Raw genomic sequence first — 24720 nt, 5'->3', positions numbered from 1 at the left:
GCTATTGGATCACCAATGAGCGTATGGCGACATTAGGTGGTTGATTGAGGATGAAGCCGGCCAAAAAACCTTGCCAAGGGGCGCTTTGACCGTAAGCATGACCCTCAACGTGGGTCAATTGGGAAAGACCGGTTCATGCCGTATCGTATTTTTTTTCTAGCCTTCTCCCTTCTGTCCTCCCCCGCGCTTGCGGAGGTTTGCACCGAGCAACCGACCGAGAGTCCTGCAGACGATTTTCCTCCTTATTCCATGGAGAGCCAAGGTGACCGCAGCCAGATCCAACTTGAGTGGATGGCAGATGCCGATCCCGGACAGACCGCGATGGGAGGCCCCTCGGGGGACTGGACGGCCTGGCACAGGGTCGAGAATTTTCATGAAGACCCGCTGTCGTTTCGCTGGGAGAAGATCGGGTGGATCGTGTATTTCGATGCGCCTATCGAATCTCGGGAGGCCGATTGCACCACGGATAATGGCTGGTTTGCGCTCGACAGCGATGCTCCGATCAAGACCAGCCGGGGAGCCAGCGTGAATGCGCGCGCCTATGTTAAGGTCAAGGAGGAAGACTACGAAGCCCCCGAGATCCCGCCGGACGCGGAGGAGAAGGCGCGCCAGCCCGAACCTGGGGACGCGCCTTATCGGACGGGAGGAAGCATACGGCGGGGTACCGTCACCGAAGAGGGCTTCCAGACCCGCATCGCTGTGACCACCGAGTTCACCTTCCTGCCAGACGACGGGATCCTGAGGACCACGTTCGGATCCGAGGGTGGAGCGTTCCTGGGGTGGTCTCCGGACTCGCTCGCCGTGAGCTTCGAAGCGGCCCTTGCCGCGATCAAGGAGGAGGGTCTCGATGTCGAGGTGATCGAGCCCGGTGCGAGCGTGGGCAGGGGCGAATTGAGCGTGGCCGACGTGACGGAGGACGAGCTGACCTACCTCGTCTTCAGCCCCGAGGGGCTGGAGCTGGAGTTCAGCGCGGAAACGGGAGAGTTCGCCCCATCAGAGGCCCGGCCCGAGACCCGCATCGTCATGTTTTCGCCGGACCGACTGGTCATCGGGGTCCGGAGCTATGACGTTCCCTGGGCGGAGGCGGAAGAATGAAGGAAGCGATCTTGGTCGGCGTCGCGGGCGGCGTGGGATTCCTCCTTACTCTGCTGATCCCCAATGCCGAGTTCTTCCGCGAGAGCGACATTCGCCTCCTCAGAGGCGTGGGTGTTGGCGGTTCGCTCGCAGGAGCCGCGATCTGGGCGGTGGTCCTCAAGGTGTCGGCCGGACGAATGTGGTGGGCCATCGTCACTGCTGTTATCGCGGCCTCGCTTGCCGTGTTCGTTTTCAGCGCCCTGTCTGTCAGGGGAATTGCTCTTGGCGCTCCCGGTGCGGAGCAGATTACCCCGCTGGTCGTCTGGACGGCCGTGGGGCTGTTCGCCTTCGGGGTGCTGCTCGAAGCAGCTGGTGTGGAGGTCATTGATCGCAGCGGAGGAGGCGATGGAAATGATCAGGACGACGACTGACCAAGAATCATGATTTCTGCGACGGCCCGGAGGAATCCACGTTCCCGTCGGCTGGCGTTCCCTTTACGTTCTGGCCATAGGCATCAAATATCGGACCTTATGATGTCGAACGCTTTCGAATACGGCTTTTGAGCGTTCAACCGACCGGACCCGAGCTAATCCCCGACGCGCGAGCCGCGCAACCTCCAGGCGAAGCCGCCGATTTCGACGGGCACTCGCCTCGCCAAACGTGCTGGGCTGTGCGCGAGGCCCGCGCGGGCAGAGCATGCTAAAATTGTCTGTAGCACTGTAGCGAAATCCGTGAAAGCTGCCGTACATGCATGGCGCAGCATCGGTCAAAGAGGGCTCACACCGGACTTGCGGCGATGCGGCTGCAAGTTTGCAGCGAATCCACACCAGATCCATGCTGCCAGATGACGCCAGCCAGCCCAAAGCGGACCCGATCATCCAACCGCTTCAAGTGGGTCACACCCACAGGTCGGGCGTATTTCGTTGAAAAACTCGCGCTTGATCGGAGGGCCGTCGGCTGATTCAATTCCTGTAGGGGATGGGAGGATTGGCGATGATGGGACCGCGGCAGTAGGCGCAGCCAGCGCTGTTCTATGAGTTCTCGCTCGAGGATCATGCGCCCCGGAGCCACCTCCTGCGCTCCATCGACCGGTTCGTGGACCTGTCCGGCATCCGCAGCTACCTCGCCGATTTCTACAGCCACGCGGGGCGGCCTTCGGTCGATCCTGAACTCCTAATACGGATGCTGCTGGTGGGCTATTGCTTCGGCATCCGGTCAGAGCGGCGGCTCTGCGAAGAGGTCCATCTGAACCTGGCATATCGCTGGTTTTGTCGGCTCGATCTGAGTGACCGCGTTCCTGACCACTCGACCTTTTCCAAGAACCGGCACGGGCGTTTTCGCGACAGCGAATTACTCCGTCACCTGTTCGAGACGACCGTCGCGCGGTGCATTGAGGAGGGCCGGGTCAGCGGACAGCGCATGGCGGTGGATGCAAGTCTGATCGAGGCGGATGCCAACAAGCAGAATTCGACTCCGAATGAGGATTGGGACCCCGCGCAGGTCGATCCGGTCGACGCGCCCCGCGCTGTGCGTGAGTATCTCGCCACCCTGGATGAGGCTGCCTTTGGTGCCGCCAGCGAGGTCCAGCCCAAGTTCACGTCCCATTCCGACCCGGCCAGCCAGTGGACGGCCGCCCGTAAGGGACCGGCATTCTTCAGCTATTCCGACAATTACCTGATCGACACTGATCACGGTGTCATCGTGGACGTGGAGGCGACGAGATCCATCCGCCAGGCCGAGGTCGGTTCGACCAAGACCATGCTGGAGCGCGTGAAGACCAAGTTCGACCTTCATCCCGAGCGGCTCATCGCGGATACCGCCTATGGCACCGCGCCAATGCTGGGCTGGCTGGTCGACCGCAAGATCGCGCCCCACATTCCCGTATTCGACAAGTCAGGGCGCAATGACGGGACATGGACCCGCGCTGACTTTGAATGGGATGCGGAGAACGACCAATACATTTGCCCTGAGGGGAACGAGTTGAAGCAGTTCCGCCGGAACTACTCCGATCCGAACCGCGGGCCAACCGGCAAGGGCACAGCCCGCTATCGGGCGCTGAAAGAGGTCTGTCAGGCCTGTCCATCCAAGGCAAAGTGCTGCCCGAAGGCAGATGCCCGCAAGATCACCCGCGAGGAAAATGAAGATGCCCGGCAGGTCGCCCGCGACATCGCCAAAACCGACCAATACGTCATCTCGATCAAGCTAAGGAAGAAGGTCGAGATGCTCTTCGCCCATCTCAAGCGGATCCTCGGCCTCAACCGGCTCCGATTGCGCGGACCGTGCGGTGCCAATGACGAATTTCTCCTCGCTGCAACCGCCCAGAACCTCCGCAAGCTGGCCAAGATCCTTCCTGCACCGCAGCAACCACGAAAAGCCTGACAGGAAAGGCGCTCGCGCCACGTTCAGCCGTCGATATCCTGCGCCAGCGAACGGGTGTTTTCCACGGAATGGGCGGAAAGCGGTCATTTGCTGCGAGTGCGAGATCGCAATGCTGCTATCGGGAAGCCGACATTCAGAGCGTTGCGATCTGAGACGGATCACTGCATTGCCTCGGGCCGAATCGATACCTCTTTAAGTCTATCATTCATTCAGCCTGGCAATAGCGTTCGACCGGAGGCACTCTGAAGTGAACTCTGTGGCCCGGTCTGGTCAAGACCGCACGTTCCGGTAGGATGGGCAAACGAAGACGTCGCTTCGGGGAATTCTAAGTCAAGGGCAGGCATAATGGGTTATCGACCAGAAGAGGCTTCTGTGATCGCGGGAGTAAAACACAGCATTGCTTGGATTGATCGATTGGCGTGGTTCGCATTAGTTTTCACTTTGTCCGCCGCTGCTGCCAGAATCTTCGGCCAAGACGGAGTATCACTTGTTGGCATTCGGCTGCCCTTCGCAGGATCAGTTCTCGGCTTAGGGGCGATCACATTAGTCCATTTTTTTGTGTCGCGGCATATTATTCGATCTTGCGCCGACGCATGGAGCCACCTTAGCAATAAGCAACGCAATGCTCTTTTCGATGATATTGTAAGGACTGGCGGCATACTCACGAAGGGAGCAAACACTTATCGAGGAGCCATTACCGAAAGTAGGTATAGCCTTGAGTTGAAAACTGAAATTTCAGATCCGCCAACCTGGGTCCACTTTGCTTTGGTGCTCTCCACTCTCCTTGCTATAGTAAACATCGAATGGAGTTTTTTGGCATTATCTCAGTTTTGTTTTGCAATAGCGTTTATTCTCACAAATTGGAATATTGGCGCAGGCTGGGCATTGTGCCTCGGAGATTTGGGCTCCGACAGAAATTCAAGCGCCTATTTTTTGGATGGAACAGCGCGGCCGCGCGGGATTAGCTACATGAGCGGGCTCATCATATCAAACAACATAAGCTTCAAAAATTATCTTGGAGGAAGCGTCGTTGAGGCGGCAATAGCCTCAATACTACTCTGGATACTCCTACTAATTCCGTTTCTTACAATTTCAGGACTCGTCCTGCTTGGTAAGGCAATTACGGATTTCTGAGCGCGCATGAGGAGGGGAGGGTAAGAAGGCCCTTCACTGCCGACCTTCCCCATGCAAAAATGCTGCGCGATGGACGAACGGTCGGTCTATTGAAGCTGCACTGCGGCGTTCGGCCATGAACCGAAAGGCAGCAACGGGCCGGGTTTGCCATGAGGGGTAGCCAAAGTTCACAGTTTTGCAGGGTCTGCTTTTTCGCTTCGCGGACGTCCGTCCAGGCGCAGCGAAGCATGGCTCACCGGCAGCCTGCTCGACCGAAGCGACCGACCCGCAGTGTCGGAAGTTGCGCAGTCGTCGAATGAGCGTTATGACGGATGCCTGTGTTACCAAGGCTGTTCTACTATCAATTTAAACTGCAGAATGTTGTTCGCAGCAGGGAACTTTCCATGACGTTCACTGCAGAGACTGCACTATTTCGGTCGGTCCAACACTATCTCAGCCAAGCGGATCACCTGCTGGGCATTTTAGAGAACGAACCGCAGGCCGAGGCGTTGATGGCGATTCAGCTCGCGCCCGACAGCTTTGACACTGGCTTTCATCTCGCCGTTGCGATTAAATTTGCAAGCCGGGCACTGTGTCTTCCTGCTGGCGTTGCTCTGCCCGAGATTGAAGAGCCTTACAACATTGGAACTTTGCGAGCGTTGCATACAGCGGTTGCCACGAGCATCAGCGATTTACCGAAACCCGAATGGACGGCGCGTGTGCGGCACGTGGCAGGGGAGGCATTACTTGAACAGCCGACCGCCGACTACATCGCTCGCTTCGCACTGCCAAACATGCTGTTTCACCTGACGATGGCATATGCGGGGTTGCGTCATGGTGGCTTAAAGATTGGAAAAGCTAATTTTGACGGCCTTCACGAATATTGAGTTGTTGCAGCATCGTAAGGAAAGCTGAATTGGAGAAGTGGACATTGATCCTTCGATCCTTAAAGGGAGCAGTGTAAAAATGAGGGGACGCTTGAGACAGCCGCAGGGAATGGCTGCTTTGGCTTAGGTCGCCTGGTCAGAGGCAGATCTTCTGTCAAGAAAGGCAGAACTATCTGATGCTTCTCACCCAGGGCGATACCTCGGAACACCGAAGAATTCCGTTTCAATTGGGCCCGCCGTGCGCTCAGCAGGCCGCCAGGGCCGCCGCCACGGCCCTGATCTGGCGCTCCAGCTCCGCGCTGGACACCCTCTGGCCGCGCACGATCATGCGCATGAATAGGAAGGCCGGAATGACATCGAGCGCCAGCTCGCGATCCAGATCCGGTCGCAGCTCGCCCCGCGCTATTGCACGGTCAAGCATCAGATTGCCCTGCTGTCGCCGCTCTGACGCCAGCAAGTCAAGCGCGCTGGAGAGCTCTGGCGACCGGATCCGCTGGGCGATGATATCTGGCAGGATTCGTCGTATCAGGCGGTGGCGCATGGCGACATGGCTGGTCCTGAGATAGGCCTGCAGATCCGCTGTCAGCGAGCCATGGTCGGAGAAGTCCGACAGGGCGATGCCCGCCGACTGCAGCGCTTCGGTGGCGAATTGCAGCTTGGTAGGCCAACGCCGATAGATCGCCGCCTTGCCGGCGCCGGCCCTGGTCGCGACCCTTTCTAGGCTAATGGCGGAATATCCGGTTTCGGCCCATTCCTCAAACAGCGCACGGTAGAGCGATTGGGTGACATCCGGGCGGATCACCGCCGCGCCGCTTGGCTTTCGCTTACCTTTCACGTCGATACCCTTGCGTTCCGTCCGTATCTTCTACAGTTCCGGCACGATAGCTGTTTGCAGGCATCGCGAAAAGGCTGGAGCGGCACGGGCCTGCGGTTTCGCAACCGGCCAACCGAACGCGCTGTGACGCACTAATCCCGGCACGTGGGGTTCTGCTTGCCGATCCTTTTCGACCATGTGCCTTGCGGGGGTAGGGGCGTGACCTGTGGATCTTTGCCCCATCAACAATAGCCCGACCCTCAAAAGGAGAGTCCGATGGACCCCGACCACCCGATTTCAAGTTTCGGCGCAATGCTGCGGATCGCCATGGGCGAAGCCCTCGCCGAGGATGCCGGCGATGATGTTCTGGCCATGTGCGCCGAAGATATCGTTTTTGAGTTTCCCTATGCGCCGGAGGGCGCGGTTGCGTATCTGCGCGGCAAGGACCGGATGCGGGCCTATCTTGCCCGGATCGGACCGCTGCTGGATTTTGACGGCCTGTCCCATCCCGTGGTTCATCGGGTCGAAGGCGGCGCGTGCTTCATCCTTGAATTTTCCTGCAAGGGGCGTGGCGCCGCCGGAGACTATGATCAGGTCTATATCTCCGTTATCACCCTGAAGGAGGGCAGGATCCGGCATTACAAGGACTATTGGAACCCCTCGTTTCTGCTCAAGCCCATTGGCGGCGCCGAGGTGTTGCGGGCGCATATGCAGGGCTTTGCCGCCGACTGACCTGTGCGCCCTTGCCTCGGGTCTCAACCGGCAGGACCGAAGGTCTCGAAGTGGATGCGTGTGGCGTCCACGCCGGCGGCTTCGAGACCGTTGCGGAGGTCGGCGACAAAACCGGATGGCCCGCAGAGGAGATATTGAGCCTGCGAACCGGCCCTTAGAGCGAGCAGATCCGCCGCCGTGATACGGCCTTCGACGTCGAAATCCCTGCCGCGCTCGTCCTCTGTCAGGGGGCTGCTGTAGAAAACCCGTTGCTGCAGGTGATCGGCGCTATTGACCAGGGCCGCGACCTCAGCGCCAAGGGCGTGATGCCGGCCATTGCGGGTGCCATGCACGAACCAGACCGGGCGCGCCGAGGTCTTCTCTGCGGCGGCGGCGTGCAGCATCGACAGCATCGGTGTCAGACCAACGCCAGCGCTGACCAGAACCAGAGGGTCCTCGCCCTCGGGGATCACGAAATCGCCTGCGGGTGTGCCGACGTCGATCAGGCTGCCCACCTGCAGGCGGTCGTGCAGATAGCGGGACACGAGGCCTTTGCCCTCGCGTTTGACGCTCAGCCGGTAGCGCCCGTCAATGCCGGGCGCGCCGGAGAGGGAATAGCTGCGTTTGGCAACGGCGCTCTGACCTGGGATCCGCAGTTCCACCGGCAGATGCTGGCCCGCTTTGAACGGCTCGAGGGGGCGACCGTCGGCGGGCGCGAGGTAAAAGGAGGTGATCGCCTCGGACTCCCGATCCTTTTGTACCAGTTTCAGCCGCCGCAACAGGTGATCCTGCCGCGCCCATCGCAGGCCGGTGGCGCCGGGACGGTCGCGCACCTCGTCGATTTCCACATTGATGAGGCGAAAGGCCTCCGGGTCATGGGTCCCGCTGGGGGACCAGTCGATCGTCGCGCGGCCGGTGATATGCAGCAGCCCGCCGGTCTCGAAATCCACGAACAACAGCCCCACCCGCGGATCGGAGAGGAGATTGCCGATGGTGTTGAAGAAATTGTTGCCGGCGTAGTCGGGGATCTGCAGGTGAGTGCCGTCCAAAACCCGAACAAAACCCGGCGCGCCGCCGCGATGCGAGGCGTCATAGCCGTTGGAAGCGGCACCCGCGCGCCCCTGATGGCCCGAGCCGATGAACATCGTATCCGCCGCCCGGATCCGGTCGATCTGGGCCTCGGTCAGTGCTGTGCCGTGCCTGGCCTCGGGGGCCGGACGGGCCGTGACCCGCGACCAGGCACGTTCGTGAATATACTGAGGGCAATTGCCGAAGCTCTGGCGCACATCGATGCTGTAGCCCTCAGGCGTCGGGCGGATGCGCCCGCTGAAGCGGTTACGGCGGCGGGTGGCAAGTTCGATGCCTAAAACCCCGATATCGGCACCTTCTGCCCCGGAGCCTTGTGCAGAGGGTGCCTCAGACGGGGCACCGGCAAATCGCGCGGCCAGGGGATCAGAGCGGTCGAGCCGTGTCGCCAAGGTGAGGTGGCGCGGGTCGGGGGAGCGGGCAAAGCCCTCCGGTCCGTCGAGGAGGGTGATCCAGGTGCGGCCCTCTGCATCCCCGCCGGCCACGATCAGAAAGGGCTGTGCGGTGTGGAACTGGCGGTGCTGCTCCGGCAGGTAGTCGCGAATGAAGCCGCCGGCCCATTTGGCGACATCGCCGACGCCGGCGCGGGTTTGCGCCTCCCGTTCGCCCGCGTGGAACGGGTTGGAGGTCTCGATTTCGATCTCGGTCTCGGTATGGGGCATGGCGAGCACCTATCGTGTCAGGGGTGAATTGGGGTGCCGGGGCGGCTGCGGCCCCGACCTTCTGTCTGGATCAGGCTAGTTCCGGGATCGGCGAGGTCGCCATGGGCACAAAATTCGGCCGTGCCTCGATCCGGTTGAGCCAGGCCCGCAGATTGGCATAGGGGGCCAGATCGACGCCGCCCTCGGGGGCATGGGCTATATAGCTGTAGCCGGCCACATCCGCGACGGTGATCCCATCGGTTGCCAGCCAGTCGCGGCTGGCCAGATGTTGATCCATGACCTTGAACAGCGCGTGGGCCTTTGCGACCGAGCCCGCGTGATCGAGGGCGGCGCCAAAGACCTTGACCAGCCGCGCGGCACAGGGGCCGGAATAGATGTTATCCGCCGCAACCGTCAGCCAGCGCTGTACCTCCGCCGCCTCCTTGGGGTCCTCGGGCAACCAGGCGGAGTCCTTGGCGTAGGTCTGAACGAGGTAGATCAGGATCGCGTTGCTGTCCGCCAGCCGATAGCCGTTGTCGTCGATGGCAGGCACCAGTCCAAAGGGGCTGATCGCGAGGAAATCCGCCTGTTTATGTGCGCCATTGGCCATATCGAGGTCGATGGTCTCATAGGGCAGGCCCAGGAAAGCCAGCATCAACTCGACCCGATGGCAATGACCGGATTTGGGGTGGCGATAGAGTTTTATTGCTGTGGTCATGGAAGGTGTCCTTTCGATGAGGTCCGCGTGTTGGTCCTGCGTCCTGAGATCTTGTGCGCCGCAGAGAACGGAAGCGAAAACGATGTCGAGGCTCAACCGCAACTGGCGGCGGTCATACTGTGTTCAGAGAACTAATTACCAACGATCGACAACATAATGATCAAATAATGAATGAGACTATTTTACATTGTGACGACAATTGTTGCCGGGAGATTGTCAGCTTCATGGGGCCACTGTTCTGAAAAATTCTAAAGCGAGGTTATTCCGTCCAATTTGACGGGCCGTTGGGAAATGCCGCTGTACGGCTTGCAGATGACAACCCGCTGCTTCTGGCAACCGCGCGATCATTAGAGGTGGAATGGGGGAAACCTACAGTGCTGAAGGGAACTGGCGGCGCCATCCCGCTGGTCGACGCCCTCAGCGACGGGCTCGGCGTTGATTGCGTGGTTTTGGGGTTCATCCTCGAAAGCGACGTCATCCACGCGCCGGACGAACACTACGACGTCGGCCGGTTTCACAAGGGGACTCGCAGCTGGATTCGCATCCTCGACGCGGTGAGTTCCGCCCCCTGAGACCGGTCGCACTGCGGGTCCCCTCTCAGTCGCGGGCCAGTTCCTGGGACACAAAGCGTCCGAAGGACCGGACCGGCTTGGTGGGGCGCGCGGAAGCAAAGGCTAACGAGATTCCGATCTCGGGCAATACCGGCAGTCCTGTGGAGACCGTGTGCAGATCCGTCGGCACCGCCGCGCGGGTTGCTACACTGATAGCCAGACCGGACCGTGCTATGGCCAGAAGCCCCGCCAGACCATTGCTGGCATGGGCCACACGATAAGCGATGCCGCTTGCATCCAGCGCCTTTCGAGCCTCGACGTGATCGAGCGTGCCGGGGGCGGAGAGCGCCAGCGGCACAGGCCCCTCAGTTAGGTCCACCGGGCTCGCCTCGGAGGCGATCCAGACCAGGGGTTCTGTGCGGATCACTTGTCGAGCCCGGATATCCACTGCGGCTGTATCAGACGGCACGACGGGCAGAGAGACCAAGGCGAGGTCGATGCGCCGCTTCTGCAGCAGGGGATGCAGATCCATCGTTGGTGCGCAGATGATCTCCAGTTCGATACCAGGATTGGCACGGCCATATCGGCGCAGGAGGTCGGGAAAGAAGGCCGTCAGATAGTCCTCAGGACAGCCGAAGGCGATTGAACCGCCGACGCTTTCCGCCTTCAGGCCTTCGACTGTTTCGTCATGAGCCGCCAGAATGCGATCCGCCCCCAGTACAAACCGTTCTCCCGCTAGTGTCAGCACCAGACCTGTGCCGGTGCGGTGAAATAGCGTGTCGCCGACGATCTCCTCCAGACGTTTGATCTGTAGGCTGATTGCTGATTGCGTTCGCCCGATCCGCCCCGCAGCGGCCCGGATCGAGCCGGCACGCGCCACTGCGATGAAGCTACGCAGAAGTGCGATGTCGAGCGTTGGCATGATGTGAGAAATCCTTGATTCAGACCTTTAAAGAACAAGCTACGCTTGATTCACTCCCCGCGCTAGGCTGCACACAGAAAGCCCGATCACAATGGAGTGGAGCATGTCCGATCGCAGTAAAGACGATTTTTTTTGGATGCAGGTCGAACGGCATGTCCTGCGCTATGGCCCTGTTTTTGAGGCGCGGATCATCGACCGCGCCGAAGGCAGCTTTGTTTACGATACTAAAGGCCAAGCGATCCTAGATTTCACCTCAGGCCAGATGAGCGCGGTATTGGGCCATTCGCATCCCGATATCCTACGAGTGGTGCGCGACCAGATTGGGCGGCTCGACCATCTTTTTAGCGGCATGTTGTCGCCGCCTGTCGTCAATCTCTGCGCTCGGTTGGGCGGCATGGTGCCGGGTTTGGAGAAGGTAATGCCGCTCTCTACAGGCGGCGAGAGCAATGAGGCGGCGATCAGGCTGGCGAAATGCGTCACCGGCAAACATGAGATCGTCGCTTTTACCAAGAGCTGGCACGGCATGACAGGGGCGGCGGCTTCGGCCACCTATAGTGCCGCGCGCAAGGGCTACGGTCCCGCCGCGGTCGGATCCTTTGCCATCCCGGCGCCGCAGACCTATCGGCCCCGTTTTACCCATGCGGATGGTAGCCTCGATTGGCAGCGCGAATTGGACGATGCCTTTGCCTTGGTGGATGCGCAATCCACGGGCAGCCTGGCTGCCTTCATCGCCGAGCCCATCCTGTCCTCCGGCGGGATCATAGAGTTGCCGCTTGGTTATCTCGCGGCGCTGAAACGCAAATGCGAGGAACGCGACATGCTGCTCATCCTCGACGAAGCTCAGACCGGTATTGGCCGTACCGGCACCATGTTCGCCTTTGAGCGCGACGGGGTGACGCCGGACATTCTGACGCTCTCCAAGACGCTTGGTGCTGGCTTGCCACTGTCAGCGGTACTGACCAGCACGGCGATCGAGGAAGCCGCCCATGCGAGGGGCTTTACCTTCTTGACCACCCATGTGTCAGATCCGCTGCCGGCGGCCATCGGCCTCGCGGTCCTCGATGTAGTGGAGCGCGAGGGATTGATCGCGCGGGCAAGCGAGGCCGGAGCTTTGCTTCGCGATGGGTTAACAGCGTTGATGCAGCAATACGACTGCATCGGTGACGTGCGCGGGCGCGGCTTGCTGCTTGGTCTGGATATCGTGACGGATCGCCAAAGCAAGGTCCCCGACCTCGAGATGGGCGATCGGATCGCGCAGGCGGCGATGGAGCGGGGTCTTAGCATGAACATTGTCAAAGTACCCGCCATGGGTGCGGTGTTTCGGATCGCGCCGCCGCTTACCGCATCAAACTCCGAGATTGAGCTCGGGCTTGATATCCTTGGTGCTGCGATCAACGCAGCCACGCGGGCAGGGTGAGGTACATCTTTCTTTTATGAAATCAGCTTGGAAACCCGTTGGGAGTCGTCGGGTCATTCTTCAGGTAACAAATGCCGGTTAGAGGTTCTTAGGCAATCAGGCTCGAGGGCTCGTGAAGCGCTACATTGGCATTAGAACGGCACCCCGGTTGGGCGGGGTGCCGGCTTTGCGGATGTAGAAATCCTTCTCGCTCATAGATTATTTGTTGGAGTTCTGGGCCTCTGATTTAGCAAGAGTCGTAAATGACAGAACATACGGGCTGCCGCCGTCCGGCCCGTCGCAGTCCTCGTCCTCGTCCTCGTCCTCGTCCAAGATTGCGTGACGCATGTCGTCGAGATCGCCACTATGCCATCGCCGTGATTGCATGTTCGGGAGAATGAATGTCGCAAACATGGGTGTCTCCTAGCTCCATTCCTGTTGTGCGAAGTGGGTCTGTCCGATCGGCTGCAGCCGTTTGGCGCAACTGACGATTTCATCCTTGATCCGCAACCGCTGACGTTTCAGCATCTGCAGACTGGCACTGCAGGGGGACGGCCGCCGCATCTCCTGCGCAATCCGAGCTTTGAGCGTTTGGTGTTTCATACGTAGTTTGGTCAATCGAACCTCCAGAGAGAATGCTTTGACCTTCGGGCTGTCTTTCATTTCGAACCTCCATTTACCAAACAAGCCTGCAGAGATGTCTTGCAGATGAAGGGAATGTGGGAGTGGTACTTCTCTCGGCCAATACAATCCTATTAGGAAGTAGAATAGGAAATACCTATACTTCTGAAAGCCCCCTTCCCGGAGAGTGACATGCCCGAGCTCAGCCTGAGACATCTACGCTATTTTGTCGTACTCAGTCGCGCCCTTCAGTATCGACGCGCAGCTCGGCAATTGGGGATCAGTCAACCCTCACTCAGCCTCCAGATCGCCGCCTTGGAAGAGATCGTCGGAAGTGAACTGGTCGAGCGACGGCGAAATGGATTGATCCTGACCGCAACGGGCCGCGACATTGCGACAAGAGCCGAACGAATTTTGGCGGACTGCGACCTGTTGGTGAATGCGTCAGCCACCAGGCTAGAAGGACTGACGGGTACTCTGAGGCTCGGGTCTTCCCCAACGATCGGCCCATATATCCTTCCGCAGGTTCTGAAGCGACTGCATGAGGTGTATCCGGAGTTTAAACTCATCATTCGAGACGGTCCCTCGCGAGAGCTGCTAGATGACCTTGCTGCGGGAAAACATGATTTGATCCTCACACAGGCGCCGGTACTTAGGGATGACATCCACTTTCATCCCCTGTTCAGAGAACCGCTGTATTTGGTCGTTCCTCGTGATCACCCATTGGCTGAGGCTGGAAGCGCGCATCGACGAGAGTTGGGGCTAGAGCAATTCTTGAGCCTAAATCCGGCTTACTCGCTTCGCAATCAAGTGGAGGCCCTTGCTCGATCGGTAGGCGCCCGGATGCGGGATGATATTGACGGAACGAGTTTGGATGCGATCCGCCAGATGGTTGCGCTTGGTATGGGGGTAACAGTGTTGCCACGCTCATACACGCAATCAGAAATCGACAACCGCAAGGGTGATGTTTGCGTCGTCCATCTCAAGCCTGGACTGGATCGCCAAGTCGGTTTGGCTTGGCGTGTTTCAAGCGGCAACCCTGCAAGTTTTCTGCAACTGGCCGAAGCGATTGCTGTCGCGGGGCAACGCGCCCATCAAATGGAGTAGTTTTCTCCCAAAAACAGATGTTGATCGCGTCCGTGATCAACGGCTTCCTACCCGGAGAAAGTGAAAGTCATACCCGGTAACTTCTTCGGAAGAAGATCAGGCCAACAAGCCTGCCACGGTTCAGTCATTCTTCTCAATCAAGTCTGCTAGGCCCTGACCAGCCACTTGGAGAGCGTCGCGCCCTTCGAACCATTCCTTAGACCCCAATCCCATTGACTTGCGCAGCCACGCGAGACTAAGGCGACGAGTTGTTTCGAGAGCATCTGGTACCTCCGCCTCGGTTTCTCTGGCATCCCATCCAGCAATGCCTCCGAGGCCATGACCCATGCCCAAGATCGTCAATACGGCCTCGGCCCCGGGCGCATCACTAAAAACATCTGCATGCCATTCTGGGCCACGTTTAGTGAAGTGCGGATTATCCTCACCACCGCAGACCACTAGGGTCGGCGTATTAATTTTCGTGAAATCCACGTCAAAGAATGGAAAACGCTCGGCATGCTCGGGCTTAAGATCTCTCCCACCGCGTCCTGGAGCAGCGAGGAGCACTCCGGCCATGATGCGGGGATCTGAAAAAGTCTCTCCATGGAAAGACGCTCCTAGAAGCAAGCTACATGTATGACCGCCGAACGAATGACCTGCCACTGCTATGCGCGAGTGATCAATGCGCCCTTGTATTTCCCTTGCTTGGCGCTCGACTTCGTCCAATTGGTCAAGGATATATCGCATCTCGGCCACCCGCTCGCGCCAGAAGAACGGTGCGTTAGGTCTATTCGCATCCAATCCCGCTACACGGGAATTTGCATGTGTTGGCTGTATCACAGCGAACCCGCGCTCCGCCCAGAATTGCACTATTGGAGCGTAGCCCTCCTTGGAAGGGATGTAGTTCGATGGCCCATGCCCATGCGAGAACAAAACAAGCGGCAAAGACGTTCCTTTTACAGGGGCGGTGAGGCGTAACTCTAGTGGAGGACGGTCCGGCATTGGGAGCCGGATCGGTGAATAGGCAACGGTCAACTCCGCATGAGGCGTTGGCAGGTGCCGTGCCAGGTCAATCAATCTGTTCATCGGGCCAGCTATCCTTTGTGGTAAAGTCGCAGCTATGACAGCTGCGACGTCAATCGTTCATGCGGTAGTGCGACCGGCCTCGTGGAACCATGCCTCGGCGTCTGCTCCCGCGGGCAGCATCATCGGAGCATCTGGGTCGGTCACCGCACGCCACGTAGCAGCTGCGACATCCTGCGCTTTGGTCTTCTCTGTCACGCCCTGAAGCGTTTCAATATAATTCCGGACAAAGGTGCTGTATTCGCTTGGAACATTCATGCCCATCCGGGCTACGGCATTCTTTCCGAAGGATCTCTCTGGCGCGCTGCCGGGCAAAACGATCCGCGTGCGCACGCCAAAGTTTGCAGCTTCTAGCGCAAAACTCTCGGTGAAAGCATTAACCGCCGCCTTACTTGCTGAATACACGGACAGTGCAGGGAGGGCGCGCAGTGTAATGCTCGAGCTAATATTGACGATCACTCCGCCGCCGCGCTCACGCATGCCAGGCATTACAGCCTTACTCATCGCCATGGTGCCAATGACGTTCGTCTCGAACAATTCCCGGGCTTTCGCGATTTCGAGACCTTCGAGCACGTTCAGCATGCCGACGCCGGCGTTGTTCACAAGCGCGTCAATCGGTGCTGCATCGGAAATGGCTGCCTGTATGCTGCCGTGGTTCGTTACGTCGAGTTGGAGGATGCGAAGTTTGTCTGAGGGGGATAGAATGTCAAAGGAGGGGTTTCGCATAGTCGCGACGACGTCCCAACCTTCCCTGAGGAAATGGGAAGCTATGGCCTGGCCAAAACCTGAAGAACAGCCGGTGATAAGGATACGAGGCATGTGGGTTACTCCTGATAGTGTCAGCAGAGAGTTAGACACAACTCACGGGACGAACTATGTATGAAAGTCCAAACTGATTCAGAGATTGTTCAAAATGAGTCCCGAGGAAATTCTTGATCCCATCTCAAGTGTCGTAGCGCTGCTGAATCCGCGTCCATCGATTTCCAAGATGATTGAAGCGGGAGGGCGATGGCGCGTGGAGCGGACCGATCTAGACAGTCCCTTTTATGCCGCCATACTTGAGGGCCAATGCCGCCTGATCGTTAAGGGGAGGTCACCCATGTTGCTAGGTGCGGGTGATTTCGCACTGATACCTGACCTCGGGAGCTTTATCATGGAAAGTGTGGCCACTCCGCCGCCAGGCGCAGCCCGCTTTCCGCGTAAATTGGGGCCAGGTTACTTCCGGCTAGGGCCGAGCGAAGAGCCGGTGGAGATGCGAGCTCTCATCGGACATTGCCGTTTTAACGCATCAGCACGCGACATACTGGTGAGCCTTTTGCCAGACATGATCCACCTTTCCGGCCATAAACGTCTTATGATGTTGGCTACTATTATACACGAGGAAACCCAGTCCAGCCGACCCGCAAGGCATATGATCTTACAGCGTCTTCTCGAGGTTTTGATGATCGAGGGGTTTCGTTCGAGCCCGGGTCCTAACCGCCCTCCTGGCTTGCTCAGAGCTTTGTTCGACCCACAACTTTCTGCCGCATTGCACCGGATACACCTCAACACAGGAGAAGCGCTGTCGGTTTCTAGGCTTGCGCAAGAGGTTGGCATGTCCCGGTCGTCATTTTATGCAAAGTTCCAAACAGCTCTCGGATGCGCACCAATGGAATATGTGACTGCTTGGCGCATGGCTTTGGCACGCGAACTTCTGATGAAGAAAGAGCTGACCAATTCAGAAATTGCAGAGCGTATCGGGTATGGTTCCGCAAGCGCTTTTGGGATGGCGTTTCTTCGTCATGAGGGCGTCTCTCCACGCCAGTTCGTGTCTCAATGGAGAGAGAATGTATCAAAACAAGAAGACGAAAAAATCCCGTCTGCGTGACGATGATTTATTGCGACGGGCTGATTTGCGCGCCCCCAAGTGACAAACAGCGAGGAGAGGGAGCAAACACGACCAGATTACAACCAAGCATCGAGTACAGTTCTACATGGCTTCCTTCTGGACTTTGAAAGTTAGGGATCTGCATTCTGCTTGGCGGAACTCTTTCGAGGATCGACCCTGCTGATGCCAATCCGGCCTTCACTGCCTTTCAAATGAGAGACACACACGTCGGCGGCATCCCGCGAGCTTATGAAAACCAACTGGAAGAGAGTTGGAATCTTCGGCACACTGCCTCCAAGAATGAGCCTCATCGCAAGACGAATATTGAGGGAAAGCATTTTGAAGAACATCTCACGACGTTTTTTTGCTGCAGGGGCTGCGTCTTTGGTTGCTTCGCTCGCGAGCGCCAACCAATCCACCTATGGGACACGAGAACTACAACCTCGAACCCACGATAACGGGCTTATCCCGAGATTCTCTTTCGAGGTGATTAGCCTTGATGTCAGGGGTGACCTCGGCGTTTCTGTTTTAGACACGGAAACCGGACGCTCTAGCGGGTGGGACGAAAACTCTCTCTATCCGCTCAACAGTACGTTTAAATTCTTGCTGGCGGGAGCTGTTCTTCAACGCGTAGACCGTCGGCAGCATCACCTTGAGCACAGACTTGAAATCCATGCCTCTGATATCGTTTCATGGTCCCCAGTTGTCCAACATTCGATCGGCGGCACCATGAGTGTGCGCGAACTATGCGAGGCTGCAATGACGCGCAGCGACAATGCAGCGGCCAATATTCTATTACGCAACCTCGGTGGTCCCGAAGCACTCACCGCAATTCTGCGTGACATGGGTGATCCGATTACCCGTATTGACCGCTTCGAGACTGAGTTGAATGATGTTTCTCCTGGCGAGGTGAGGGACAGCAGTACTCCGCTACAGATGTTGAAGTCTATGAATTCACTTTTGCTCGGGGATGTTCTGTCAGCGAACGGTAAGGACCAGCTTGTCGCATGGATGATCGCCAACACGACGGGTGCGGCTAGGATCCGCGCTGGGGTACCAATGGGATGGTCGGTTGGTGACCGCACCGGAACTGGATCGTCTGGGGAGACCTCAACCATTGCAGCGATCTATCCGCCGGACCGGAAGCCTTTGTTGATGTCGGTCTACATTAGAGGTCCATCAGACCGCGCTGAAGCTCAAGATAGTACCCATGCTGAACTGGCTCGCATCGCAACCACTAATGTTCTTCTTCCACCTTTGAAGCCTTATCCCGATGAATAGCGTGCTTTCCTTTGCCCGGGTCATATCGGCGGCATTGATTTGTTGGTCACAACCCGTCATCGCGCAAGATCTGGAAGGTTTAACTTGGAGAGAACAGAAGTGCGTTCTTTATGGACGAGCCGTCGAAACGGCAGTTGCATCTGTTGGCAAAGATGGACTGAGAGAGAGTTTTTTGGCTGACAACCTAGCGTTCATCGATGGCGGTTGTCAGGGAAAGGGCAATATTTGCCCTGTCACAGGTGCTGAGATCGAGTTTGCCAATCTTCTGACGGTTATGACCATGAATGAGGGCATGGCGAGTACCTTTGTTCCCTTCAATTGCCCTTAATCATTTTTCTCATGAGTTAATCTGAATGCAGACGTTGGTGTCTGCGTTCTTGAATGCTTTGTGCAATCCCTCAGTTTTATGGAGGGACAGTTTACTTTAATCCTGCCCGCACAACCCAGTTGTAAACAGGAGTTATACATCTGCATTGAATTTCGATGGTCATTCAGATGCGCTGATCAATAAATCGACCCCTGGCGCATGGAGGCATTTGGGCGAAAGTGTAAATATCTCGAATCCATCCGCCGTAACGCCTATTGAATGTTCAAACTGAGCGGACAGTGATCTGTCCCTCGTCACTGCGGTCCAATTGTCTTCTAGCAATTTGACCTCCGGATTACCTATATTGATCATCGGTTCTATCGTGAAAATCATTCCCTCACGCAGTTCAGTGCCAGTGTTCGGTCTACCAAAGTTGAGAATATTTGGTGCGTCGTGAAAAACCTGACCGATGCCATGACCGCAAAAATCCCGGACGACTGAACACCGTTCGGAAGTGGCGTAATGCTGAATGGCAAAGCCTATGTCTCCGAGCCGAGCGCCTGGACGGACTGCTTCTATGCCGCGCATCATCGCTTCATGGGCGATATTAATCAGGCGTTCAGCTGCCCTCTTTGGCCGTCCGACCGAATACATACGGCTGGAATCGCCATACCAACCATCAACTTCGAGTGCGACATCGACGTTCACGATATCGCCGTCGCGAAGCTTCTTGGCGTTCGGAAAACCGTGACAAACTACATGGTTTACAGATGTACAACAGGCGTATTCGTAGCCCTCGTAGCCCAGGGTCGCCGGTCTCGCATGGTGTTGTTTGGCGAAGTCGATAACGAAAGAGTTAATGTCTGAGAGAGGGGTTCCGACGCGCACGAGATCTGCGACTTCATCTAGGCAAACTGCTGTCAGAGCGCCTGCGCGACGCATCCCTTCAAACGCTTCAGGGCCGTAAAGTTTAATGCTCTCGGTTCTTCGTACATTTCGGTCTTTGGGGGCGTCAGTAACATAAATATAGGTATCCAAGTGAATTACTCCCCGCATCAGCGACATTCTCAAGCCAACAGTGTTTGACGAATGCAATCCGTCACAATATACGATTCGTATATGGTTCGTATATGTTTCGTATCACTGCTGAAGGACAAGTGTCTATGGGATCGTGAAAATCACTGATGAACTGCATGAAGAACTGCGCAAATCAAGCGGAGTGATGTGCCGATCAATCAATGCACAAGCTGAGTTTTGGATAAAGGTCGGGATGCTGGCCGAAGCAAACCCAGGTTTGTGCTTCACAGAGATAATGGCTCGACAACTCAAAGAAGCTGACGTCCAGCTTCCTGGAACCAACGCAGCTTGAGTTCAGAATAACATTATACCTTTGTTCGCGCTGCAAGGCTTTAAAAACGGAGCGATGACATTGATGATATGTGTCGGCTGACCGATGAACCAATTGCGCCGATGTAGAAAAGACGCTCTGCGGCTGTTGGGAGAGTCCGCTTGGGCAAGCAGTACACTCGAGACGGGGATGCTTGAAGTGTTACTTTTTCTGGGGGGTGGGAGTTTCAATAACATCCAACCGTTCGCTTGCGTAGCGACGTGGCGAGTGGCCCATTTCTCGTCTGAAGGCTTGAGCGAAGGCACTCTCCGAGGAGTAGCCAGCCCTTTCCGCGATACGAGCAATGGGATCATCCGTACGGGAAAGTCTATCGGCCGCGCGGAGCATGCGCCATCTAGTGAGGTAAGCCATAGGCGTTTGCCCGACCACGCGCCTAAAGCGAACCGCGAAGGTCGTGCGCGACATGGCTGCCTCTCCGGCAAGCGCCGCGACCGTCCAGCACCGAGCAGGATCCGCATGTAGTGCGGCAATAGCGGGTGCGAGTGCCGGATCTGAGAGACCCGCCATCCAGCCGGTTGCCTCAATCGGAGCTGCGGATAGGTGTTGGCGCATCACTTCAATCAACAGAATATGCGATAGGTGCGCGATAACAAGCGCCTGCCCCGGCGTAGGCACACGTAGTTCGCCAATTATCCAATCGAGCGCGCGGCGAACCGCTTCGCTGCGTGCAGCATGCCGGATGACCAGTACCTGCGGTAAGGCGTCCAGCAGCTCGCGGGCCATAGGTTCCGCGACAAGAAACCGCGCGCCGGTCATAAAAAAATCACCGCCTTCGCCATGCACTGCCGTGCCTCCATGCTGCACCGGCGCGTAGAAAGTCTCGACATCCCTCTCGCCCGTTGCGTTCGGTGAAGAGATGAGAAAGGGGAGGCCGTGTGGAAGCACGAAGCAATCCCCCTCCTCGAGCCGGATCGGGATGTTGGGAATAAATTTGCTATCGCTTGTGCCGACTACTTCCCGTGCGCCAAGCACAAGTTCGCAATTCCCTTTCACGACCGCATTGCATTTGACGCCCTCGTGCCGCCCAAATCGGATCGCCCAGGTGCCACCAGCATCGAGCCCTGCGGCCACGCAGTCGTGAGGGCGAAGTAAACCGATAATGTCCGACAGCGTGTCCAACGGTGCGGCAGAGGGCAGTGTCATCTATTTGTTCCGAACGATGGCGACAGGAATGAGTATCATTGCGCATTGTCCGTTCACAACACCCAATTTAGCTAATTGATATCACAGTCACAAAGCCGGGAGACCAAACATGATACTCATCACCACCCCAACCGGAGACATAGGATCGCGCGTGTTGAAGCGTGTCCTCGATACCGGGCAAAACGTTCGCGTCGTTCTGCGCGATCCAACCAAGCTTCCTGACGAAGTGCGGCAACGAATAGAGGTTATCGAAGGTTCGCATGCGGACCGTACCCCAATAGACCGAGGATTAGATGGAGCTTCAGCGGTGTTCTGGCTGCCACCGGGCAGCCCGACGGCCGCGAGTGCGCGCGAGGGATACGTTGAGTTTTCCCGCGCCTTTGTCGAGGCACTTCCCGCGTCCGGCGTCTCCCATGTCGTCGGCATCTCCGCGCTTGGCCGCGGTTGGCACCATCCCGCGGGCCTCGTGACTGCGACTCTGGAAACGGACGACATGATCGGCGCTACCGGTGTGAACTATCGCGCGCTGTGCTGCGCGTCATTGATGGACAATGTGTTGCGACAACTCGGAACGATCCGGGACAGCGGCACGTTCTACGCGCCAACTCCTGGCGATCTGGCGCTACCGGTCGTCGCTAAGTCAGACGTGGCTGATGTGGCTGCAGGCTTGCTCGCAGGGCGGGACTGGTCGGGTGTCGACGAAATGCCGCTTTGCGGTCCCGGAGATATGACACATGATGCGATGGCAGAGATCATGACGGAGGTTCTGGGCAAGCCGATCCGCTTTGAACAAATGTCGGCGGACGCATTTGAAGGAATGCTGGCGGCCATTGGGACGAGCCCGGGTATGGTCCGGGATTACTCAGCGATGATGCGCGCCAAAAATGAAGGCATGGACACCACGTACGCTACCGAAGTGTCCCAGAGACAGTGGAGGACTCCGACAACGTTCCGGCAATGGTGCGAGCGTGAATTAAAGCCTGCCATCTGACAACTATTCCGATGTCCTGCGGTCTCTCCGTAAGGTCGTGTCGGGCTTCCGGTCGCATTCATCATTTCGGCGCTTTGCACCAAGAAGGTTCGCAGGCGCCGAGTTTCTCAGCCTTCAGCACTTCCGAGCCAATGGGAAGGTGTACCATCCCATTGGCTCAAGAGCCTTGTAAACTCTCCAGTCACGCTCACGTTTCTAAACGATGATCGCCTATTTTGGAGGATTTTCAGTTGGATGTTTTGCAATTCCTAGCGAGGGTAGAATATGTAGCCTGCGTGGTACAACACACCGTTCCGAAACTGGCCATCAGCGTAAAATCCGGTGTCATCCCAGTATTGGATGATGTCGCCGGTGACGCGGTAGCGACCTTGCCAAGCGCTCTCGCGAGTGCCGCGTGCCTCGTCATAGCGACCGTTATCGAGCAGCAAGTGGCGGATGTGACCATCTTCAGTGACCCACATCCCGACGTAGGGGTGGTCCTGAGCCTCGGTCTCAGACTCTGGCCTCGGCCCGGGTGGGAAATCGGTGGTGATGAATTGGCCCTGGGCTCAGGTCGCGCTCATGAAAGCGATCCCGCAAGTAAAAAGTAGCCTGAAAATTGCATGTCTGTTTATCCTCATACCTGGTTTTTTGGGGTGGACAGGTTGTGTTTGCTTATGCCGAGCAAAGAAAACTGCGGCGACAAATTTCCCGGACCGACCTTGAAGGTAGGTCCGCGTCCCTAGGGCGTCGGGAACGAGGGCCTCAATGCCGTCAGCGAGGCGGAGACATCCTTGGCGCAGTCGGGACAGAACCTCACGTGCAACGCCTGCAATCGGCTTCGGGATGAGATCGGCGCCTTGTTGACAGCGGTCGTCTCTCTTCTTCTCCCAAGTCGCCTCGTCCCGCGCGTGAGTTCTGGTCGAAATCCTGCTGCCCGCCGCTTCGGTAGTCTGTGCTTCTTTGAACATGGGTTTCTCCTGTGAAGGTGCCGCGGGCCTCGCCGAGCCGGTTTGGACTGGATTCCGTGCTCTGAATTGCGACCGGTAGGCAGCGGTTTTTGCTCGAATGGGGTGCCACCCTGGGGATCCAAGGCTGACAATTGCGAGCGCTGCGAAATGGGTTTCGGTCAGTCAAGTTTCGGGGCGTTGTTCTCCACAACCTCATCATAAGCCCTTAGGTCAAGAAACACCTCGGCCTCGACCACGCGCCCCTCTTGCATCTTTAAAATCCAGACGAACTGGTTGTTGTAAGCTGAGCCTGAAGTTGTAGTTGCAGCGCCGTCGAAGCGGACGATCACGGTGTCCCGGACCGCCCAGAATTCGTGAACCTTGGGGATGAGGGGTGTCGCCAGACGGCTGACCAGCGGAGTGGAAGCCTTCTCGACGAAGTCTGCCATACTCGTGTAGCGCCCTGCCGCCGGCCCGGAGCCGTGGACAGTCCAGACGACATCGGGTGCAAGAATTTGATCGAAGATATACGTCCCCTCGCTCCAGGTCTCGAATGCGTTGCCGACGATCGCAGCATTCTCGACGGCTTCGTTCGCGCGTGCGACGAGAGGGTTAAGTGTCAGAGCAAGCGTGCAAGTGGCCAAGCGTAAGCAGTGATTGAACTTTCTCATTGTTCCATCCTTCATAAACTCAAGGTGGTTGCTAAGCGGCCTTGCTCTACCAAGGCCGCTCGCTGTACTCACGCGGGCGAAGCGGTCGGACGAATGGTGATTTCGGTGGTGTCGACGTCGCCTGGCGCTTCGATCACATGGCGCACCGCCCGCGCGATGTCGGCCGGCTGAAGACAGATCGCCCGGTAGTCGTCGATGAACGCCTTTGTTTCCTCATGGGTGATAGTCCCTGCAAGGTCGCTCTCGACGACGCCGGGATTGACGCAGGTCACGCGGAGCTTGGAGCTCTCCTGGCGGAGCGCATCCGAAATTGCACGAACCGCGAATTTGGTGCCGCAATAGACGGCAGCCGTCGGCACGGCCTGCAGCGCCCCGATGGAGCCGATGTTGATGATCTGGCCTTCGCCTTGTCGTTCCATGGTCGGCAGAACTGCCCCGATCCCCCAAAGGACGCCCTTGATATTCACGTCCACCATCCGGCCCCATTCATCGAACTTGAGGGCGGACAGAGGCGATAGCGGCATGACGCCTGCATTGTTCACCAGAACGTCAATCCGGCCCCACAGGTCGAGCGCTGCCTCCGCAAACTCCTGCATGGACTCGAGGTCGGTAACGTCGAGGGCGCGAGTCTCGACCTCTGCACCCGTGCTGCGCAGTTCCTCTGCGATGGCATCCAGCCGATCGGTGCGGCGCGCGCCCATAAGGATTTTCGCTCCCCGCGTCGCAAGCTCGCGCGCGATGCCTTCTCCAATGCCGCTTGACGCGCCGGTAATCAGAATAACCTTCTCCATGGCTTTCTCCTTTTCAGCCTCTTGCAATACGCAAAATGGACTGGGATGATCGTCCATGGTACCGGTCTATTTCTGGACTTTGTGGTTAGCTTTACTTTACAAATGGAGCGCGCCTTGGAGGTTTGAACCGCCCCGGTTTTTCCGGAGACTGTTGAGTTCGTATTTCAAGCTGCGATTTTGTCTGACTTCAAGGCTTCCTCGTATTTCTCCTCAGCTTCGATTGGCGTGATGTATCCGAGCGGCGCAAGCA

Annotated in this window: 28 protein-coding genes; 14 read left to right on the top strand and 14 right to left on the bottom strand. The window is 57.7% G+C overall.

What is annotated here, in order from left to right:
• Positions 1 to 135 precede the first annotated feature (135 nt).
• From MHM97_RS16900 to MHM97_RS16880, 5 genes are all read left to right on the top strand, one after another.
• Positions 136 to 1095 carry a hypothetical protein gene (locus tag MHM97_RS16900; protein ID WP_239323604.1) on the top strand — a complete coding sequence of 320 codons (960 nt, stop codon included), beginning with the start codon at positions 136 to 138 and terminating at the stop codon, positions 1093 to 1095.
• Complete coding sequence (locus MHM97_RS16895) at positions 1092 to 1505, top strand: hypothetical protein (RefSeq protein ID WP_239323602.1); 414 nt, start codon at positions 1092 to 1094, stop codon at positions 1503 to 1505. Before MHM97_RS16900 ends, MHM97_RS16895 begins: the two co-directional genes overlap by 4 nt.
• A 595-nt stretch (positions 1506 to 2100) precedes the next feature.
• Positions 2101 to 3453, top strand: a complete 1353-nt coding sequence (locus MHM97_RS16890) for an IS1182 family transposase (RefSeq protein ID WP_239323860.1) — start codon at positions 2101 to 2103, stop codon at positions 3451 to 3453.
• Between the two features lie 345 nt (positions 3454 to 3798).
• The gene (locus tag MHM97_RS16885; protein WP_239323600.1) at positions 3799 to 4587 is read left to right on the top strand and encodes a hypothetical protein; all 789 of its coding nucleotides are present in this window, start codon (positions 3799 to 3801) and stop codon (positions 4585 to 4587) included.
• A gap of 383 nt (positions 4588 to 4970) precedes the next feature.
• A complete protein-coding gene (locus tag MHM97_RS16880; protein ID WP_239323598.1) occupies positions 4971 to 5453 on the top strand; it encodes a DUF1993 family protein in 483 nt (160 codons plus the stop codon).
• A gap of 244 nt (positions 5454 to 5697) precedes the next feature.
• Here the strand turns inward: MHM97_RS16880 and MHM97_RS16875 are convergent, their stop codons facing one another.
• A complete protein-coding gene (locus tag MHM97_RS16875) occupies positions 5698 to 6288 on the bottom strand; it encodes a TetR/AcrR family transcriptional regulator (RefSeq protein ID WP_239323596.1) in 591 nt (196 codons plus the stop codon).
• A gap of 255 nt (positions 6289 to 6543) precedes the next feature.
• Between MHM97_RS16875 and MHM97_RS16870 the strand changes: the two genes are divergently transcribed.
• Positions 6544 to 6999, top strand: coding sequence for a nuclear transport factor 2 family protein (locus MHM97_RS16870; protein WP_239323594.1), 456 nt, complete (start codon positions 6544 to 6546; stop codon positions 6997 to 6999).
• A gap of 23 nt (positions 7000 to 7022) precedes the next feature.
• Here MHM97_RS16870 and MHM97_RS16865 read toward each other — a convergent pair whose 3' ends face one another.
• Together MHM97_RS16865 and MHM97_RS16860 are read right to left on the bottom strand one after the other, a co-directional pair.
• Positions 7023 to 8726, bottom strand: a complete 1704-nt coding sequence (locus MHM97_RS16865; protein ID WP_239323592.1) for an FAD-binding oxidoreductase — start codon at positions 8724 to 8726, stop codon at positions 7023 to 7025.
• Positions 8727 to 8796: 70 nt separating this feature from the next.
• The gene (locus tag MHM97_RS16860) at positions 8797 to 9423 is read right to left on the bottom strand and encodes a glutathione S-transferase family protein (protein ID WP_239323590.1); all 627 of its coding nucleotides are present in this window, start codon (positions 9421 to 9423) and stop codon (positions 8797 to 8799) included.
• A 374-nt stretch (positions 9424 to 9797) separates the two neighbouring features.
• On the opposite strand from MHM97_RS16860, the gene MHM97_RS16855 reads away from it, so the two are divergent.
• Complete coding sequence (locus tag MHM97_RS16855; RefSeq protein ID WP_239323588.1) at positions 9798 to 9995, top strand: hypothetical protein; 198 nt, start codon at positions 9798 to 9800, stop codon at positions 9993 to 9995.
• A gap of 25 nt (positions 9996 to 10020) precedes the next feature.
• Here the strand turns inward: MHM97_RS16855 and MHM97_RS16850 are convergent, their stop codons facing one another.
• Complete coding sequence (locus MHM97_RS16850; RefSeq protein ID WP_239323587.1) at positions 10021 to 10896, bottom strand: LysR family transcriptional regulator; 876 nt, start codon at positions 10894 to 10896, stop codon at positions 10021 to 10023.
• A gap of 103 nt (positions 10897 to 10999) precedes the next feature.
• Here MHM97_RS16850 and MHM97_RS16845 point away from each other — a divergent pair, with 103 nt between their 5' ends.
• Positions 11000 to 12313, top strand: a complete 1314-nt coding sequence (locus tag MHM97_RS16845) for an aspartate aminotransferase family protein (RefSeq protein WP_239323586.1) — start codon at positions 11000 to 11002, stop codon at positions 12311 to 12313.
• 198 nt (positions 12314 to 12511) lie between these two features.
• On the opposite strand, the gene MHM97_RS16840 is transcribed toward MHM97_RS16845, so the two are convergent.
• Both MHM97_RS16840 and MHM97_RS16835 read right to left on the bottom strand, forming a co-directional pair.
• On the bottom strand, positions 12512 to 12706 hold the full coding sequence (locus MHM97_RS16840; RefSeq protein WP_239323582.1) for a hypothetical protein: 195 nt from the start codon (positions 12704 to 12706) through the stop codon (positions 12512 to 12514).
• A 9-nt stretch (positions 12707 to 12715) separates the two neighbouring features.
• Complete coding sequence (locus tag MHM97_RS16835) at positions 12716 to 12955, bottom strand: YdcH family protein (protein ID WP_239323580.1); 240 nt, start codon at positions 12953 to 12955, stop codon at positions 12716 to 12718.
• Between the two features lie 150 nt (positions 12956 to 13105).
• On the opposite strand from MHM97_RS16835, the gene MHM97_RS16830 reads away from it, so the two are divergent.
• On the top strand, positions 13106 to 14020 hold the full coding sequence (locus tag MHM97_RS16830) for a hydrogen peroxide-inducible genes activator (protein WP_239323578.1): 915 nt from the start codon (positions 13106 to 13108) through the stop codon (positions 14018 to 14020).
• A gap of 120 nt (positions 14021 to 14140) precedes the next feature.
• On the opposite strand, the gene MHM97_RS16825 is transcribed toward MHM97_RS16830, so the two are convergent.
• On the bottom strand, positions 14141 to 15085 hold the full coding sequence (locus MHM97_RS16825) for an alpha/beta hydrolase family protein (RefSeq protein ID WP_239323576.1): 945 nt from the start codon (positions 15083 to 15085) through the stop codon (positions 14141 to 14143).
• 57 nt (positions 15086 to 15142) lie between these two features.
• A complete protein-coding gene (locus tag MHM97_RS16820; RefSeq protein ID WP_239323574.1) occupies positions 15143 to 15901 on the bottom strand; it encodes an SDR family oxidoreductase in 759 nt (252 codons plus the stop codon).
• Positions 15902 to 15995: 94 nt separating this feature from the next.
• Between MHM97_RS16820 and MHM97_RS16815 the strand changes: the two genes are divergently transcribed.
• The 3 genes from MHM97_RS16815 to MHM97_RS16805 all read left to right on the top strand — a co-directional run bounded on the left by MHM97_RS16815 (position 15996) and on the right by MHM97_RS16805 (position 18558).
• On the top strand, positions 15996 to 16949 hold the full coding sequence (locus MHM97_RS16815; RefSeq protein WP_239323572.1) for an AraC family transcriptional regulator: 954 nt from the start codon (positions 15996 to 15998) through the stop codon (positions 16947 to 16949).
• Positions 16950 to 17249: 300 nt separating this feature from the next.
• Positions 17250 to 18230: a class A beta-lactamase gene (gene bla, locus MHM97_RS16810; RefSeq protein ID WP_239323571.1), complete on the top strand. Its 981-nt coding sequence runs from the start codon at positions 17250 to 17252 to the stop codon at positions 18228 to 18230.
• Positions 18223 to 18558, top strand: a complete 336-nt coding sequence (locus MHM97_RS16805; protein WP_239323567.1) for a hypothetical protein — start codon at positions 18223 to 18225, stop codon at positions 18556 to 18558. Before bla ends, MHM97_RS16805 begins: the two co-directional genes overlap by 8 nt.
• A gap of 159 nt (positions 18559 to 18717) precedes the next feature.
• On the opposite strand, the gene map is transcribed toward MHM97_RS16805, so the two are convergent.
• Positions 18718 to 19575, bottom strand: a complete 858-nt coding sequence (map, locus tag MHM97_RS16800; RefSeq protein ID WP_255729861.1) for a type I methionyl aminopeptidase — start codon at positions 19573 to 19575, stop codon at positions 18718 to 18720.
• Between the two features lie 130 nt (positions 19576 to 19705).
• On the opposite strand from map, the gene MHM97_RS16795 reads away from it, so the two are divergent.
• Complete coding sequence (locus MHM97_RS16795; protein WP_441316275.1) at positions 19706 to 19906, top strand: ParD-like family protein; 201 nt, start codon at positions 19706 to 19708, stop codon at positions 19904 to 19906.
• 180 nt (positions 19907 to 20086) lie between these two features.
• On the opposite strand, the gene MHM97_RS16790 is transcribed toward MHM97_RS16795, so the two are convergent.
• Positions 20087 to 21088, bottom strand: a complete 1002-nt coding sequence (locus tag MHM97_RS16790; protein WP_239323554.1) for an AraC family transcriptional regulator — start codon at positions 21086 to 21088, stop codon at positions 20087 to 20089.
• 109 nt (positions 21089 to 21197) lie between these two features.
• Between MHM97_RS16790 and MHM97_RS16785 the strand changes: the two genes are divergently transcribed.
• Positions 21198 to 22079, top strand: coding sequence for an NAD(P)H-binding protein (locus MHM97_RS16785; protein WP_239323552.1), 882 nt, complete (start codon positions 21198 to 21200; stop codon positions 22077 to 22079).
• A 248-nt stretch (positions 22080 to 22327) separates the two neighbouring features.
• Here the strand turns inward: MHM97_RS16785 and MHM97_RS16780 are convergent, their stop codons facing one another.
• The 4 genes from MHM97_RS16780 to MHM97_RS16765 all read right to left on the bottom strand — a co-directional run bounded on the left by MHM97_RS16780 (position 22328) and on the right by MHM97_RS16765 (position 24527).
• Positions 22328 to 22612 (bottom strand): Atu4866 domain-containing protein, encoded by a 285-nt coding sequence (locus MHM97_RS16780; RefSeq protein WP_370645752.1) that lies wholly within the window; start codon positions 22610 to 22612, stop codon positions 22328 to 22330.
• Between the two features lie 15 nt (positions 22613 to 22627).
• Positions 22628 to 23029: a hypothetical protein gene (locus MHM97_RS16775; protein ID WP_239323547.1), complete on the bottom strand. Its 402-nt coding sequence runs from the start codon at positions 23027 to 23029 to the stop codon at positions 22628 to 22630.
• A 158-nt stretch (positions 23030 to 23187) separates the two neighbouring features.
• Entirely contained in the window at positions 23188 to 23679 is a 492-nt protein-coding gene (locus tag MHM97_RS16770) for a nuclear transport factor 2 family protein (protein WP_239323546.1), read from the bottom strand.
• A 68-nt stretch (positions 23680 to 23747) separates the two neighbouring features.
• Positions 23748 to 24527, bottom strand: a complete 780-nt coding sequence (locus MHM97_RS16765; protein WP_239323545.1) for an SDR family oxidoreductase — start codon at positions 24525 to 24527, stop codon at positions 23748 to 23750.
• Positions 24528 to 24720: the final 193 nt, after the last annotated feature.

The organism is Epibacterium sp. Ofav1-8 (assembly GCF_022348185.1).
GTDB lineage: Bacteria > Pseudomonadota > Alphaproteobacteria > Rhodobacterales > Rhodobacteraceae > Epibacterium.
Note: the sequence above shows the minus strand (reverse complement) of the source record. Positions and strands in the feature narration are given on the sequence as shown.

Excerpts from the sequence above, each read along its gene's own strand:
- MHM97_RS16820 (WP_239323574.1), bottom strand. The coding sequence starts at position 15,901 with ATGCCTCGTATCCTTATCACCGGCTGTTCTTCAGGTTTTGGCCAGGCC.
- MHM97_RS16790 (WP_239323554.1), bottom strand. The coding sequence starts at position 21,088 with ATGACACTGCCCTCTGCCGCACCGTTGGACACGCTGTCGGACATTATC.
- MHM97_RS16860 (WP_239323590.1), bottom strand. The coding sequence starts at position 9,423 with ATGACCACAGCAATAAAACTCTATCGCCACCCCAAATCCGGTCATTGC.
- MHM97_RS16840 (WP_239323582.1), bottom strand. The coding sequence starts at position 12,706 with ATGTTTGCGACATTCATTCTCCCGAACATGCAATCACGGCGATGGCAT.
- MHM97_RS16805 (WP_239323567.1), top strand. The coding sequence starts at position 18,223 with ATGAATAGCGTGCTTTCCTTTGCCCGGGTCATATCGGCGGCATTGATT.
- MHM97_RS16765 (WP_239323545.1), bottom strand. The coding sequence starts at position 24,527 with ATGGACGATCATCCCAGTCCATTTTGCGTATTGCAAGAGGCTGAAAAG.
- MHM97_RS16835 (WP_239323580.1), bottom strand. The coding sequence starts at position 12,955 with ATGAAAGACAGCCCGAAGGTCAAAGCATTCTCTCTGGAGGTTCGATTG.
- MHM97_RS16850 (WP_239323587.1), bottom strand. The coding sequence starts at position 10,896 with ATGCCAACGCTCGACATCGCACTTCTGCGTAGCTTCATCGCAGTGGCG.
- MHM97_RS16885 (WP_239323600.1), top strand. The coding sequence starts at position 3,799 with ATGGGTTATCGACCAGAAGAGGCTTCTGTGATCGCGGGAGTAAAACAC.
- MHM97_RS16895 (WP_239323602.1), top strand. The coding sequence starts at position 1,092 with ATGAAGGAAGCGATCTTGGTCGGCGTCGCGGGCGGCGTGGGATTCCTC.
- MHM97_RS16815 (WP_239323572.1), top strand. The coding sequence starts at position 15,996 with ATGAGTCCCGAGGAAATTCTTGATCCCATCTCAAGTGTCGTAGCGCTG.
- bla (WP_239323571.1), top strand. The coding sequence starts at position 17,250 with ATGAGCCTCATCGCAAGACGAATATTGAGGGAAAGCATTTTGAAGAAC.
- MHM97_RS16880 (WP_239323598.1), top strand. The coding sequence starts at position 4,971 with ATGACGTTCACTGCAGAGACTGCACTATTTCGGTCGGTCCAACACTAT.
- MHM97_RS16865 (WP_239323592.1), bottom strand. The coding sequence starts at position 8,726 with ATGCCCCATACCGAGACCGAGATCGAAATCGAGACCTCCAACCCGTTC.
- MHM97_RS16825 (WP_239323576.1), bottom strand. The coding sequence starts at position 15,085 with ATGAACAGATTGATTGACCTGGCACGGCACCTGCCAACGCCTCATGCG.
- MHM97_RS16845 (WP_239323586.1), top strand. The coding sequence starts at position 11,000 with ATGTCCGATCGCAGTAAAGACGATTTTTTTTGGATGCAGGTCGAACGG.
- MHM97_RS16770 (WP_239323546.1), bottom strand. The coding sequence starts at position 23,679 with ATGAGAAAGTTCAATCACTGCTTACGCTTGGCCACTTGCACGCTTGCT.
- MHM97_RS16775 (WP_239323547.1), bottom strand. The coding sequence starts at position 23,029 with ATGTTCAAAGAAGCACAGACTACCGAAGCGGCGGGCAGCAGGATTTCG.
- MHM97_RS16900 (WP_239323604.1), top strand. The coding sequence starts at position 136 with ATGCCGTATCGTATTTTTTTTCTAGCCTTCTCCCTTCTGTCCTCCCCC.
- MHM97_RS16870 (WP_239323594.1), top strand. The coding sequence starts at position 6,544 with ATGGACCCCGACCACCCGATTTCAAGTTTCGGCGCAATGCTGCGGATC.
- MHM97_RS16830 (WP_239323578.1), top strand. The coding sequence starts at position 13,106 with ATGCCCGAGCTCAGCCTGAGACATCTACGCTATTTTGTCGTACTCAGT.
- MHM97_RS16785 (WP_239323552.1), top strand. The coding sequence starts at position 21,198 with ATGATACTCATCACCACCCCAACCGGAGACATAGGATCGCGCGTGTTG.